The sequence below is a fragment of the Roseomonas sp. AR75 genome (genome assembly GCF_005222815.1).
Classification (GTDB): domain Bacteria; phylum Pseudomonadota; class Alphaproteobacteria; order Acetobacterales; family Acetobacteraceae; genus Falsiroseomonas.
Genome location: NZ_STGB01000004.1, coordinates 1 through 13,955 on the forward strand (window position 1 = coordinate 1; position 13,955 = coordinate 13,955).

General features: G+C 73.6%; 8 protein-coding genes and 2 pseudogenes. 2 read left to right on the top strand and 8 right to left on the bottom strand.

Annotated elements, in window-relative coordinates:
• Nucleotides 1-142: 142 nt before the first annotated feature.
• The 7 genes and pseudogenes from infB to E4T13_RS13945 form a co-directional block, all read right to left on the bottom strand.
• Nucleotides 143-2,747: pseudogene (infB, locus tag E4T13_RS13920) on the bottom strand (translation initiation factor IF-2); the annotation flags it as partial.
• 347 nt (nt 2,748-3,094) lie between these two features.
• Nucleotides 3,095-3,295, bottom strand: a pseudogene (locus tag E4T13_RS31050) (translation initiation factor IF-2 associated domain-containing protein); the annotation flags it as partial.
• Nucleotides 3,270-3,977 (bottom strand): RNA-binding protein, encoded by a 708-nt coding sequence (locus E4T13_RS13925; RefSeq protein WP_240791205.1) that lies wholly within the window; start codon nt 3,975-3,977, stop codon nt 3,270-3,272. The gene E4T13_RS13925 and the pseudogene E4T13_RS31050, both read right to left, overlap by 26 nt.
• 1 nt (nt 3,978) lies before the next feature.
• Complete coding sequence (gene nusA, locus E4T13_RS13930; RefSeq protein ID WP_137178926.1) at nt 3,979-5,592, bottom strand: transcription termination factor NusA; 1,614 nt, start codon at nt 5,590-5,592, stop codon at nt 3,979-3,981.
• Nucleotide 5,593: 1 nt separating this feature from the next.
• Nucleotides 5,594-6,202: a ribosome maturation factor RimP gene (gene rimP, locus E4T13_RS13935; RefSeq protein ID WP_137178927.1), complete on the bottom strand. Its 609-nt coding sequence runs from the start codon at nt 6,200-6,202 to the stop codon at nt 5,594-5,596.
• Between the two features lie 126 nt (nt 6,203-6,328).
• Nucleotides 6,329-6,844 carry a hypothetical protein gene (locus tag E4T13_RS13940; protein WP_137178928.1) on the bottom strand — a complete coding sequence of 172 codons (516 nt, stop codon included), beginning with the start codon at nt 6,842-6,844 and terminating at the stop codon, nt 6,329-6,331.
• 51 nt (nt 6,845-6,895) lie between these two features.
• Nucleotides 6,896-8,368, bottom strand: coding sequence for a TonB family protein (locus E4T13_RS13945; RefSeq protein ID WP_137178929.1), 1,473 nt, complete (start codon nt 8,366-8,368; stop codon nt 6,896-6,898).
• Between the two features lie 168 nt (nt 8,369-8,536).
• Here E4T13_RS13945 and E4T13_RS13955 point away from each other — a divergent pair, with 168 nt between their 5' ends.
• Nucleotides 8,537-10,477: an alpha/beta hydrolase domain-containing protein gene (locus E4T13_RS13955; RefSeq protein WP_137178930.1), complete on the top strand. Its 1,941-nt coding sequence runs from the start codon at nt 8,537-8,539 to the stop codon at nt 10,475-10,477.
• 13 nt (nt 10,478-10,490) lie between these two features.
• On the top strand, nt 10,491-12,440 hold the full coding sequence (locus tag E4T13_RS13960) for an alpha/beta hydrolase domain-containing protein (RefSeq protein ID WP_137178931.1): 1,950 nt from the start codon (nt 10,491-10,493) through the stop codon (nt 12,438-12,440).
• 32 nt (nt 12,441-12,472) lie between these two features.
• Here the strand turns inward: E4T13_RS13960 and E4T13_RS13965 are convergent, their stop codons facing one another.
• On the bottom strand, nt 12,473-13,933 hold the full coding sequence (locus E4T13_RS13965; protein WP_170984991.1) for a M20/M25/M40 family metallo-hydrolase: 1,461 nt from the start codon (nt 13,931-13,933) through the stop codon (nt 12,473-12,475).
• Between the last annotated feature and the right edge of the window lie 22 nt (nt 13,934-13,955).

Here is a 13,955-nt window from a genome sequence, read left to right on the forward strand (position 1 = left end):
CCATATCCCCCTCATGGGGGAGAGGGTTGGGTGAGGGGGACGCGCAGGCTGCGGAACGCGCTCCGCAACCGGCACGCCCCCCTCACCCCGGCCCTCTCCCCCCTGCGGGTGGAGAGGGAGTGTCGGTCCCGGGTGGCGCGGGTTAAAGCTCCGCGGCCACCGTCTCCGTCTCGTAGCACTCGATCTGGTCGTCCACGCGGATGTCGTTGTAGTTCGCGAAGGACATGCCGCATTCGTAGCCGCTGGTCACTTCCTTCACGTCATCCTTGAAGCGGCGCAGCGTGCTGAGCTCGCCCTGGTGGATGACCACGCCGTCGCGCAGCAGGCGCACGCCGCAGCCGCGGCGTACCACGCCTTCCGTCACGCGGCAGCCGGCGATGTTGCCGAGGCGCTTGACCTCGAACACCTGCAGGATCTGCGCGTAGCCCAGGAACTTCTCGCGCTGCACCGGCGCCAGCTTGCCGCGCACCAGCGTCTCGATGTCGTCCGCCACCTGGTAGATGATCGAGTAGTAGCGGATGTCCACGCCCTCGCGCTGCGCCAGCTCCCGCGCCTGGGTGGTGGCGCGGACGTTGAAGGCGACGATCACGGCATCCGACGCCTTGGCGAGCTGCACGTCGGATTCGGTGATCTGGCCCACCGCGCTGAGCAGCACGCGGACCTTCACCTCGTCATTGCCGATCTTGCCGAGGGTGACGGCGATGGCTTCGGACGAGCCCTGCACGTCCGCCTTGACCACGACGGCCACTTCCTTCTGCGCGCCGGCCTGGATGCGGGCGAGCATGTCGGTCAGGTTGCCGCGCAGCGCCGCGCTGGCGGCGACCTGCTTCTCCCGCAGCTTGCGCTGGCGGAATTCGCTGATCTCGCGGGCGCGGGCCTCGTCGTCGACGACCACGAAGGTCTCGCCGGCGCCGGGCACGCCCGACAGGCCGAGGATCTCCACCGGGGTGGAGGGGTCGGCTTCCTTCAGTTGCCGGCCCTTGTCGTCGAGCATGGCGCGGATGCGGCCCCATTCGGCGCCGGCCACGACGATGTCGCCCTGGCGCAGCGTGCCGCGCTGGACCAGCACCGTCGCCACCGGGCCGCGGCCGCGATCGAGCTTGGACTCGATCACCGTGCCCTCGCCCTGGCGCTCGGGGTTGGCGCGCAGGTCCAGGATCTCCGCCTGCAGCGTGATCGCCTCGAGCAGCTTGTCGAGGTTGATCTTCTGCGTGGCCGAGACCTCGATCTCCTGCGTCTCGCCGCCCAGGCTCTCGACCACGATCTCGTGCTGCAGCAGTTCCTGCCGCACGCGGTCGGGCTTCACGCCCTGCTTGTCGATCTTGTTGATCGCCACGATCAGCGGGACGTTGGCCGCCTTGGCGTGGCTGATCGCCTCGATCGTCTGCGGCATCACGCCGTCATCGGCGGCGACGACCAGCACGACCATGTCGGTCACGCTGGCGCCGCGGGCGCGCATGGCGGTGAAGGCGGCGTGGCCGGGCGTGTCGATGAAGGTCACGCGGTTGCCGTCCGGCATCGCCACCTGGTAGGCGCCGATGTGCTGAGTGATGCCGCCGGCCTCGTGGGCGGCGACATCGGCCTTGCGCAGCGCATCGAGCAGGCTGGTCTTGCCGTGGTCGACATGGCCCATGATGGTCACCACGGGGGGCCGCGACAGCAGCTCCTCCTCGGTGTCCTCCACCCCTTCCAGGCCCATCTCGACGTCGCCTTCCGCCACGCGGCGGACGCGGTGGCCGAATTCCTGCACGACGAGTTCCGCCGTGTCGGCGTCGATGGACTGGGTCAGGGTCGCCATCACGCCCATGCGGAACAGCGCCTTCACCACCTCGCCGCCACGGGCGGCCATGCGGTTGGCGAGTTCCTGCACGGTGATGCTTTCCGGCACCACCACGTCGCGGACCACGCGCTCAGCGCCGGAGCGCAGGCGGGCGAGTTCCTGCTGCCGCCGCTCACGCTCACGGGCACGGCGGATGGAGGCGATGGAGCGCGTGCGCTCGTCCTCGCCCTCGATCGCGGCGCCGATATCGATACGGCCTTCGCGGCGGCCAGGGCCGGTGAGCGTGTTCTTCTTGGCCGGAACCGGCGTGCCGCCCTTCTTCGCGTCGGGACCGAGGCGACGATCATCGTCACGTCCGGTGCGCGGGCGAAGGGTGAGCTTGGACGGCGTGTCGGCCGAGGGCGGCGCCATCGGCGCGCCGGGGCCGCCGGGGCGACGTGGACCGCTGAAGCCGGTCGGCACCGGGCCGGGGCGGCCGCTGCGCAGCGGCGCACCCCCGCCGGGGCCGGCCGGGCGCGGGCCCATGCCGGGGCCGCCGGCGGGACGGCCATAGCCGCCACCGCCACCGGCCGGGCGCGGACCATCGCCATAGCGCGGCGCGCCACCCGGGCCGTCGCGGCGGGGGGCGCCGGCCGGGCCGTCGCGGCGCGGGCCGTAATCGCTGCGCGGGGCACCGCCGGGGCCGTCGCGACGCGGCGCGTAATCGCCGCGCGGCGCGCCGCCGGGCGCGCCGGCATCACGCCGCGGCGCGTAGTCGCCGCGCTGCTGGTAGTCGCCGCGCGGCGGATAGTCGCCTCGGGCGGGTGGGGCGGCCGGGCGCGGCGGCGGGGCCTGCGGCGCCGGGCGCGGCGGGGCCTCGGCGGCGGGCTGCGCCACCGGCGCCGGCGGCGGCTCGGCGGCACGGGGCGCTTCCGGCGCGTCGGCCTGGGGTGCGGCGGGCGGGGGAGCGGAACGCGCTTCGGCCGCGGCGCGACGCGCCTCGGCGGCGGCACGCGCCTCCTCCTCGGCCTGCTCGGCGCGGCGGCGATCCTCCTCCTCCGCGCGGCGCGCGGCTTCCTCGGCGGCGGAGCGCACCATCAGCGCCTGGCGCTCGCGCTCCTCGCGCTCGCGCTGGGCCTGGGCCTTGCGCTGCTCGTCGAGCACGCGCTGGCGCGTGGCGATCTCGGCCTGGGTCAGCGGGCGTCCCGCCGTGGCTCCCTTGCCTTGCTGGGCAGGCGCGCCGCCGGGCTTCGCCCCGGGCGCGGCCGGCTTCGCAGCCGGCGCGGGTGCGCCGGGCTTGGCGGCCGGCGCGCCGGGTGTCGCGCGCTTCTTCAGCACCTCCACCTGCACGACCTTGCTGCGGCCGTGACTGAAGGACTGACGCACGCTACCCGCATCCACTGTCTTGCCCAGGTCGAGGCGTCCGCCCGGCCGGAGCGAGAGCCGGCCCTTGCCTGCATCCTGGTCGTTCTGGTCGCTCATCCGCCGATCCGAACCCGATCTCTTCCAATCAACCCGTTGCGCCGGCCGCGCCATCGCGACCGTCGTCTCTCGCGTCCGGTCGGGCGCGATCCTCCGCCGGATCCCCGCCCGGCTTGCGGGAACCGCGCGAGGGCGCGGTGCCCGAGCGGAGGGTGACCCCCTCCAGCCTCGCGGCCTCGGCCGCGATCCTTTCCGCCAGCCGCCCGGGGGCGACGGCGACATGGACGGCCCGGTCGCGGCCGAAGAGCACCCCCAGCGCGGCCGCGTCGAGCGGCCCCACAACGGGCACCGTGCGGTGGCCGACCAGCCGGGCCTTCTCGGCCGGGCTGCCATCCGCCGCCTGCACCAGCAGACCGGCGCGGCCGGCCTGCAGCCATTCCCTGGCCGCCTGCCACCCGCTGACCGCCTGCCCCGCGCGCCGCGCGAAGCCGACAAGGTCCCGGATGCGCCCCCGCAGGCCATCCTCGATCGTCGCGCGAAGGTCGGGGGGCACATGCACCTCGCCGCGGGCAGCCTTCGCAAAGGCCCCGCGGCGCGCGGCCTGTTCTAACACATCGGCCCTCGCGCTCAACCACATTCCCCGCCCCGGCAGTTTTTCCGCCAGATCGGCGATCACCGTGCGGTCCGGGCCGAGCACGAAGCGGATCATCGCCGCCTTCGGCTGGCTTTCGCGCGTGACGAGGCAGCGCCGGAACGGCCCGCGTTCCGGCTCATCCTCCTCCGCCTCGGGGAGCAGTTCAGCCGGCGCGCTCGTTGTCCGTCTCCCCTTCGCCCGCCTCGGCGCCTGCCTCGGTCTCGGTCTCGGCCTCCGTCTCGGCATCCTCGACGACCGGCTCGTCGCCGAACCAGCCCGCCGACTGGCGCGCGGCCATGATGATGGCGTTGGCGCTTTCCTCGTCCACCGCCTCGGTGCCGAGGATCTCGACCAGCTCGTCGCCGGCGAGGTCCGCCAGGTCCTCGAGCGATTTCACGCCCTTCTCGCCGAGCTGGACCATCATCTGCGGCGAGAAGCCGCCGACCTCGGCCAGCACGTCCTCCACGCCCATCTCGCGGCGCTTCTCGTCGAGCTCGCCGTCGCGCTTCTCGATGAAGGCGCTGGCGCGGCGCTTGAGCTCGGCGGCGATGTTCTCGTCGAAGCCCTCGATGCCGGCGAGCTCCTCGTCGTCCACGGCCACGATCTCCTCGATCGAGCCGAAGCCCTCGGTCACCAGCAGGCCGGCGATGACGTCGTCCACGTCCAGGCCCTCGACGAAGAGGCCGCTGCGCTTGCGGAAATCCTCCTGCCGGCGCTCGCTCTCTTCGGCCTCCGTGAGGATGTCGATATCGTAGCGCGTGAGCTGCGATGCAAGGCGCACATTCTGGCCGCGGCGGCCGATGGCCAGCGAGAGCTGGTCGTCGGGCACCACCACCTCGCAGCGGCGGCCATCCTCGTCGAGCACCACCTTGGTGACCTCGGCCGGGGCGAGGCCGTTGACGATGAAGGTGGCGCTGTCGGGCGACCAGTTGATGATGTCGATCTTCTCGCCCTGCAGCTCCTGCACCACGGCCTGCACGCGGGAACCGCGCATGCCGACGCAGGCGCCGACCGGGTCGATGCTGCTGTCGCGGCTGATCACCGCCATCTTGGCGCGGCTGCCGGGATCGCGCGCCACCGCCTTGATCTCGATGATGCCGTCGTAGATCTCCGGCACTTCCTGCGCGAAGAGCTTGGCCAGGAAGCCGGGATGCGTGCGGGAGAGGAAGATCTGCGGGCCGCGCGGCTCCTCGCGCACGTCGTAGATGTAGGCGCGGACGCGGTCGCCGTTCTTGAAGGCCTCGCGCGGGATGGTCTCGTCGCGGCGCAGCAGCGCCTCGGCGCGGCCGAGATCCACCATCAGGTTGCCGTACTCGGTGCGCTTGACGATGCCGTTGATGATCTCGCCGACGCGATCCTTGTATTCGTGGAACTGCTTGCTGCGCTCCACCTCGCGCACGCGCTGCACGATCACCTGCTTGGCGGTCTGGGCTGCGATGCGGCCGAAATCGATCGGCGGCAGCGGGTCCACGATGAACTCACCGATGCCGATGCCCGGCTTGATCTTCTGCGCGATGCGGACGGGGATCTGGGTGGCCTCGTTCTCCACCGGCTCCTGTTCCACCACCTCGGTCCAGCGCGAGAGCTTCACCTCGCCGGACTTGCGGTCGATGACGGCGCGGATGTCCTTCTCGTGGCCGTATTTCGCGCGGCCGGCCTTCTGGATGGCCTGCTCCATCGCCTCGAGCACTTCCTCGCGCTCGATCATCTTCTCGCGCGCGACGGCGTCGGCGACCTGCAGCAGCTCCGGGCGTGCGATGGCGACGTCGAGGGCCATGTCAGTGTTCCCTGGGTCTTGTTGGCCCATCGGATTCACGCTCCGCGCCCTCGGCGCCGAGCGATCCGCTGGGGGCGGCGGTCGCCGCGATCAGTTCATCGGTGAGCACGAGCTGCGCCTTGCGGATGTTGCCGCGCGGGAACTTCTCCTCCGTGCCGTCTTCCAGCCGGAGCGTGGCGGTCTCGGCGTCGGCGCCAAGGGCGATGCCCCGGAAACGCTTGCGGCCGTTCTGCGGCACGACGAGTTCCACGCGCGCCTCATGCCCGGCGTAGCGGTTCCAGTCCTTGGCGCGGGTCAGCGGGCGGTCGATGCCGGGGGAGGAAACCTCCAGCGTCCACTCGCCGCGGATCGGATCCTCGACGTCCAGCACCGCGCCGATCACGTGGCTGATCGCCTCGCAATCCTCGACGCGGAACGGGGCCTCGTCGGCGCGGTCGGCCATGATCTGCACGACCGGCCGTTCCTTGCCGCTGACCTGCACGCGCACGAGCTCGTAGCCGAGCTGGCGCAGGCTGGGCAGGATGGTGGCGGCGATGCGGGCCTCCAGCCCTTCGAGGTGAGGGAGGTCGTCGTCGGTCGGCAGGGTCTGGGCGGTGTCGCGTTCGGTCATGCGCTCTGTCTCGCAGTACCAGCCAACAAAAAAGGTGGCCCTTTCGGGCCACCTTCCGTCAAGCTCGGAAAGCGATCTCTGCGCTCATATAGCCTCGTGCCGCGGCGGCTGCAAGCAGCGCGGCGGCTATCCCGCGCCGGGCGGCGCGGGCACGCGCGCCAGATGCGTCACCCTGCGCCGGCCATGCGCGCGGGCAGAGAGCGGGGCGGCGTGCAGGCGGTTGTCGAAGACCCGCGCCGCGCCGCAGCGCGCCACGTCCAGCAGGCAGAAATGGTCGGTGACGCGGGCGAGCCACCAGCCCTCCGGCAAGCCCTGCCGCACCGCCTGGCAGAGCGTGGGATTCCCTTCGACGGCGCGCGGCTCCGCGGCGAGGCCGAGCGCATCCAGCGCGCCGATCAGGTCGCGCCACCAGGCGGTGACGATCTCCTGGCCCGCCGGGTAGCGCTGCGGCGCGACGCGGCTCAGCAGGGCGCAGGCGCTGGCATAGGAAAGCCCGGCGGCGGTGGCGAGCACCGTCGGTCCGCACCAGGGCGCGGCGCCGGCGCGCTCGCCGGCGAAGTCGGCGGGGCGGCGCAGGCGGGGCAATCGGTCGTTGGCGGGAGGCAGCATCGCGATACCACGGGCGGGAAGAGCGTCGCTCACGATACCGTGATGTATACGATAGAACAACCCTGCCGGTCCCCCCGGCGACGGTCAGCGCCGCATGATCAGGATGTAGTTCACCGTCAGGTCGATGGTGACACTCGGCTCCGCCGGCGGCGGGAAGGCCGGAAGCTGCGCGCCGGAGAAGGGGAAGGTCGTCCCGGTGTTCAGCGAGGGCGAGGCCGAGGGCCCGACCAGCCGCACTTCCCGCACCCGCCCGTCCGGTCCCGCGATGATCTGCACGCGGACGGTGCCCATCTCCCGGTTCTCGATGGCGCGGCGGGGGTACTGGATGTTCTGGTCCAGCCAGCGCCGGAACGCCGCGCGCCAATCCGCGCCGACATTGGCGCCGGAGACCCGGACATTGGGGTCCGCCGCGGCGCGGCCCTCCGACAGGCGCGGATCGACGCGCAGGTCCATGCCCTGCGATTGCGGCCGCCCGGAAGGCAGCGGCGAGGAGGGGGAGGGCGCGGCCGGGCGGGACGGCCTGCCGCCGAGCTGCACGCCGCCGGGCAGGAAGACGGTGCCGGGCGGGAAGGCGGGCGCCGCCTCCTGCTGGCGCGGGCTGGGCACCGGCTGCGGCGGACGCGCGGGCGCGGCCTGGCGACGCGGCGGCTCGCGCGGGGGTTCCGGGGCGGGCGCTGGGGGCGGCGGCACGGGCAGCGCGGCGATGGGCGGTGGCGGGGCCGGTGGCGGCGGCTCCGGCAGGAGTTCGGGCGGCGGCTCCTCGCTCGGCCGCGGCGCGGCGGGCGGGGAGGGTGCGGCGAGTTCGGGCAGCGGCGGGCGCGGTGCGGCCGGGGCGTCGGGCGGCGGCTCCGGCCGGGGAGGCGGGGCGGCGAGACGCGGCGTGTCCGGCGTCGGCTGCGGCGCATCCGGCGCGGCGACGGCCGGCGGGCGGGGCGCAAGCGCCGGCGCGGCGGGCGGCGGTGCGGGCACGGGCGGGACCGGCGCGGGGCGCGGCACAGCCAGGGGCGGCGCGGTGGAGGCGAGCGGCGGCGGGGTGGGCTGCGGCGGCGGCGCATCCGGCGCGGGCGGCGGCGGTGGCAGCGCCTCGGACGCCGGCGGCAGGGGCGGGGCGCTGGCCTGCGGCGGCTGCGGCACCAGGCTGGGCACGGGCGGCGCGGGGGGCGGCGCCGGCGAGCTGGTGGCCTCCGGCAGGGACGGCTGCGGCGGGGCCGGCGCGACCTCCAGCCCCTCCGGCGGCTCGGCCAGGGCGCGTTCGGGCTGCCCGCCCTCGAAGACGATATCGAAGGAGGGGGGCGGCAGATCCTCCGGCGCCGGCGGATGCCGCCCGGCCCACCACAGAGCGGCGAGCAGGATCGCGAGATGCGCCGCGATGGAGACCGGCACCCAGGGGCGGCTGCCCCCGCGGCGGTCCACCGGCCAGCGCTGCGCCGCCAGCGGCGGGGCGGGCGGCAGGCGCGTGGGCGGCAGCGAAGGCTCCCGGCGCGTCGTCGCGCGGCGTCGCGCCAGCAGGCGGGACGGTGTGCGCGGGCGCGGATTGGGGCGGAGGGTCTCGGTCACGTGACGCAGGCGGGATAGACGATCCCGCGCGCCCCGGCGAGCGCTTCCAGGGCGCCGTTGCATTCCGCAAACCCGCGCGATCCAACACGGGAATCGCGCCGGCGCGCCGCACCCTCCGATTGAACCGCGCCGGGATTCGCGCAAGCCTCCCTGGCGGAGGGAACATCCATGCGACGCACAGCCATCCTGGCGGGGGCCATCGCCCTCGCGCAGCCGGCCGCGGCCGAGGTCACGCGCTTCGAGCCGGCGGGGCCGCCACGGCCGGCGCTGGAAGGCCGGAGCTTCGGTACGGTCGGCCCCTATGTGGAAATCCGCGGCAAGGCGACCATCGCGCTCGACCCCGCCGATCCGCGCAACGCGGTGATCGCCGACATCGACCGCGCGCCGCGCAACGCGCAAGGCCGCGTGGAGGCGGTGGCGGATGTGGTGATCCTGCGGCCGGCCGATCCCGCGCGCGGCAACGGCACGCTGCTGGTGGAGCCGCCGAATCGCGGGCGGCGCATCATCACCCAGTTGCTGAACGACACCAGCGCGGCGCAGACGCCGCGGCTGGAACGCGCGGAGGATGCCGGCAACGGATGGACCTTCCGCCAGGGCTACACGCTGGCCTGGATCGGCTGGCAGGGCGACTGGACGCCGGGGCAGGGGCTGCGCGTGCAGGTGCCGCGGATCGAAGGCGTCACCGGTCCCTCGCGCGAGGAATTCGTCTTCGACAACACGACGAACCCCGCCATCGGGCGCCTGACCTATCCCGTCGCCGATCCCGCCAGCATCGTGCTGACGGTGCGCAACCGGCAGGAGGATGCGCGGCAGCGGCCCGCGGGGCTGACATTCCGGCTGCTGGACGGCGACCGCATCGAGATCACGCGGCCTGCCGGCTTCGATGCCGGCGCGGTCTACGAACTCACCTACACCGCGCGCGACCCGCTGGTGCTGGGCATGGGCTTCGCCGCGGTGCGCGACGTCACCGCCTTCCTGCGGCGCGACGGCACCGACGCCAATCCACTGGCGCAGGGCGGGCGCAGCACGGTGCGCATGGCGACCTCGCTCGGCGTGTCGCAATCCGGCCGATTCCTGCGCGACTTCCTATACCAGGGCTTCAACGAGGACACGCGCGGCCGCCAGGTCTTCGACGCGCTGGTGCCGCACATACCGGGCGCGCGGCGCACCTTCCTCAATGCGCGCTGGGCGCAGCCGGGGCGCAACCCGTCCGACCACAGCGACCGGCTGTTCCCCGCCGACCAGTTCCCCTTCGCCTATGCGATCTCGACCGATCCGCTGACCGGCGCGCGCGACGGGCTGCTGCGCGCCTGCCGCATCAGCGCGACCTGCCCCAGGATCTTCCAGACCGACAGCGAGTTCGAGTTCTTCGGCGCCCGCGGGTCGCTGACCTACACGGATGCCGCAGGGCGGCACCTGGATCTGCCGCCGGAAGTGCGCGGCTTCATGATGACGGGCCATCCGCACTACGCGACGGCGCAGGCCACCGCGACGCAGGGCGCGCTGTGCCAGGCGCCGACGAATCCGTTGCAGGCCGGCGCGCCGATGCGCGCGCTGATGGTCGCGCTGGAGGCCTGGGTGCGCGAGGGCGTGGAGCCGCCCGCTTCCCGCGCGCCGATGGTCGCGCATGGCACGCTGGTGCCGGCGGCGTCCTATGCGGCGATCCCGGGCCTGCCGGCCTTCACCTCCTGGACGCCGGCGCCGCTGCTCGACCTCGCGAAGAACCCGCCCGAGGTGACGGGGCGCTACACGATCCTGTTCCCGCGCGTGGACCATGACGGGCTGGCGATTGCCGGCATCCGCCTGCCGGTGATCGAGGCGGCGCGTGCCACCTACACCGGCTGGAACCCGCGCAAGGCCGGCTTCGGCGAAGGCGCGCTCTGCACCAACCAGGGCGGCGTGGTGCCCTTCGCGGCGACACGGGCGGCGCGCATGGCGGCGAACGACCCGCGGCCCTCGATCGAGGAGCGCTGGCCGGACCAGGCGGCCTATGTCGCCGCGGTGCGCGAGAGCGCGGCGCGGCTGGTCGCCGAGCGCCTGCTGCTGGCGGAGGACGCCGCGGCGATGGAAGCCGCCGCCGCGGCCAACACCCTTGCCCGCCTGCCTTGAGGAGAGACGACCCATGCGCCTCGCCGCAGCCCTGCTTGCCAGCGCCATCGCGCTGCCCGCCGCCGCCCAGGTGACCCGCTTCGAGATCACCGAGGACGTGCCCGCCTTCGAAGGCCGCAGCTTCGGGCAGGCGGGAACCTATCGCCGCATCACCGCGCGCGCGACCATCGCGCTGGATCCGGCCGATCCGCGCAACGCGGTGATCGCCGACATCGACCGTGCGCCGCGCAACGCCGAGGGGCGGGTGGAGGCGGTGGCCGACGTGGTGATCCTGCGCCCGACCGATCCCGCGCGCGGCAACGGCACCCTGCTGCTGGACGTGCCGAATCGCGGCCGCAAGCTGATGCCGGTGCTGTTCGACGATTCGCCCGCGCCGGGATCGAACAATGCCACGGCCGCGGCGGATGCGGGCCGGGGCTTCCTGCATGGCCGCGGCATGACGATGCTGTGGGTGGGCTGGCAGGCCGACATCCCCTCCCGCCCCGGGCAGCTTGCCTTGCAGGCGCCGGTGCTGCGCGGCGTGACGGGACCGGTGCGCGCCGAATTCGTGTTCGACAACACGCGCAACCCGGTCACCGCCACCCTGCCCTACGAGATCGCCGATCCCGCGAGCCTGTCCATCACGGTGCGCCAGGCCTGGCCGGATGAGCGCCAGCAGCCGCCGGGGCTGGCCGTGCGCGCGGTGGATGCGGAGCGGATCGAGGTGACGCGGCCGGCGCAGGGCTTCGACGCCGGAGCGCTCTATGAGGTGACCTACACCGCGCGCGACCCGATCGTGCTGGGCATGGGTTTCGCCGCGACGCGCGACGTCGTCGCCTTCCTCCGCCGCGACGGCAGCGCGCAGAATCCGCTGGCGGTTAACGGGCGCAGCACGATCCATCGCGCGATCGGCTTCGGCATCTCGCAATCCGGGCGCTACCTGCGCGACTTCCTCTATCTCGGCTTCAATGAGGACCTCTCGGGCCGCGTCGTGTTCGACGGGCTGATGCCGCATGTCGCGGGCGCGCGGCGCATGCCGACGAATGCGCGCTTCGGCCAGACCGGGCGCAATGCGCGGCATCCGCAGGACCCGTCCTGGCTGGCCGACGCCTTCCCCTTCACCTATGCCGTGATGGACGACCCGCTCTCCGGCCGCCGGGACGGGCTGCTGCTGCGCTGCCGCCTGTCGAACACCTGCCCGAAGGTGATGCAGACCGACAGCGAGCATGAATGGTGGGCGTCGCGCGCCTCGCTGGTGGTGACCGACGTGGCGGGCAATCACATCGACCTGCCGCAGGATGTGCGCATCTACATGCTGGCCGGCACGCCGCATGACGAGCAGCCGACCGCCGTGCAGCGCCGCATCCAAGCCGCCGCCTTTCCGACCAACCCGACGCATAACGGCCCGCCGATGCGCGCGCTGCTGGCGGCGATGGAAGCCTGGATCGCGGAAGGCGTGGAGCCGCCGGCCTCCCGCGCGCCGATGCGGGCGCATGGCACGCTGGTGCCGGCGGAGCAGGCGATGCCGGTTGCCATTCCCGGCCTGCCCTATCGCGCGCTGCACACGCCGGCCGCGTTCTCCGATCAGACGGTGATGCCGCCCCGGCAGATCGGCACCTATCCGGTCTTCGTCCCGCGGCTGGACAAGGACGGCAACGCCATCGCCGGCATCCGCGCGGTGCAGATCGCGGTGCCGCGCGCGACCTACACGGGCTGGAATCCGCGCGCGGAGGGCTTCGGGCCGGCGGTGCTGTATCCGCTGCAAGGGACGGTGCTGCCCTTCGCACCGACGCGGGAGGCACGGCTGGCGGCGGGCGATCCGCGGCTGTCGATCGCCGAACGCTATGCGGATGATGCGGCCTATGTCGCGGCGGTGCGCGCGGCGGCGGCGCAGATGGTGGCGGAGCGGCTGCTGCTGGAGGAGGATGCCGCGGCGCTGGTCGCGCAGGCGGAGGCGGGCAGGCTGGGCGCGCTCACGCGCTGAAGGCGAGGGGCGCGGTGGCGGCGCACCGCGCCCTACGCCGCCCCGGTCTCCGCCACGGCCTGCAGCAGGTCCACGAAGTAGAGCTCGAGGCCAAGCAGCCCCGCGACGGCCTCGGTGCCCTGCAGCACGAAATACTCGTCGCTGGCCGTGGCGCGCGCGCCATGGCCGGGCGCGGCGCCGAACAGGGTGGGGATGCCGAGCGTGCGGGCGTAATGCGCCCAGGGGCCGCCGAAGGGCTGCATCGGCCAGATCGTCGCCTCGCAGCCATGCGCCGCCAGCGTTTCCAGCGTGGCGCGGACCAGGCCTGCGTCGATGGCGGTCTGGTTCCAGTCATAGGCGCAGGCCGTCTCGATCGCGATGTCGGCGAAGCCCTGTGCATCCAGATGCGCGCGGATCATCTGCAGAAGCTGCGTGCCCGGGACCTCGCTGATCACGCGCATGTCGATGGTGGCCGTCGCTTCCTCGGGCAGCAGGAAGGTGCGGCTGCCGGGGCCGGTGTAGCCGGCGCGAAGGCCGGAGATGTTGAAGGAGGGTCCGTAGAGATAGTCCTCCAGCAGCGCGCGGCCTTCGGCGCCATCGCGGAACCGCGCGACCTTGGCCTGCGGCGAGAGGCCGGGCAGCACCGCATCCGGGCCGGCCTTGGCCATGCGGGCGGCGATGGCGCCGAGCAGCGGCTCTTCCCACGCCGCGATCGGCTTGCGGGCGGCCAGGGCCTGTTGCAGCGCGGGCACTCTCGGTCCCGCGGTACCGCCCAGGCAGGCGAGCGCCTCGATCAGGCGCCAGGCCGGGCTGTCCACCGCCGCCTGGCTCGCGCTGTGCAGCGCCGCGCCCTGCGGGCCGCGCCCCCAGGCCGTGCCGCGCGCGACCAGTTCGAAGAGCGCGAGGCCCTTGTAGCCCAGGGTGACCAGCACCCGGCCCTGCGCATCCTGCGTCGCGCGCGGGCCGTAGATGGCGGTGCAGCGGTCGAGATCCGCCTGGTGCGCGGCGGCGAGGGCGGGGAAGTTCGGGCTGCCGAGGATCTCCGCGCCCTCGATGAGGAACACCAGGTTGACCGGCAGGCGGCGCAACCCGTGCAGCGCCTGCACGGCGTTCAGGAAGGCGAGCAGCGGCCCCTTTGTCGCCGCGCCGCGACCGAAGACGACCTGCGGGAAGTCGCCAGCGGTGCCGATCTCGGCGCCGAAGGGGTCGCGGGTCCAGCGTTCGGGCCCGGCGGGGCGCACGTCGTAATGGCCGTAGATCAGCAGCGTCTCCGCCGCGCCGACATCAAGCTTGCCCCAGACGCCGGGGAAGCCGTCCTTCAGGTCGAGGATCGCCGCCTCGTCGCAGCCGCAGCCGCGCAGCGCGTCCAGCACGAAGGCGGCAGCGCCTTCCAGGCCGCGCCGTTCCGGGCTGACGCTCGGTTCCCGCACGAAGTCACGGATGCGCGCGACATGCGCGTCCTGCCGTTCGGCGAGCCAGGCTTCGGCGGATCGGCGGAGCGATGCATCGGGCAAGGTGGCGTCTCCGGCTGCGTGG

What these genes read in the sequence shown, in the direction of transcription:
- nusA (WP_137178926.1), bottom strand. Translation starts at nt 5,592, where the DNA reads ATGGCCCTCGACGTCGCCATCGCACGCCCGGAGCTGCTGCAGGTCGCC.
- rimP (WP_137178927.1), bottom strand. Translation starts at nt 6,202, where the DNA reads ATGACCGAACGCGACACCGCCCAGACCCTGCCGACCGACGACGACCTC.
- E4T13_RS13955 (WP_137178930.1), top strand. Translation starts at nt 8,537, where the DNA reads ATGCGACGCACAGCCATCCTGGCGGGGGCCATCGCCCTCGCGCAGCCG.
- E4T13_RS13960 (WP_137178931.1), top strand. Translation starts at nt 10,491, where the DNA reads ATGCGCCTCGCCGCAGCCCTGCTTGCCAGCGCCATCGCGCTGCCCGCC.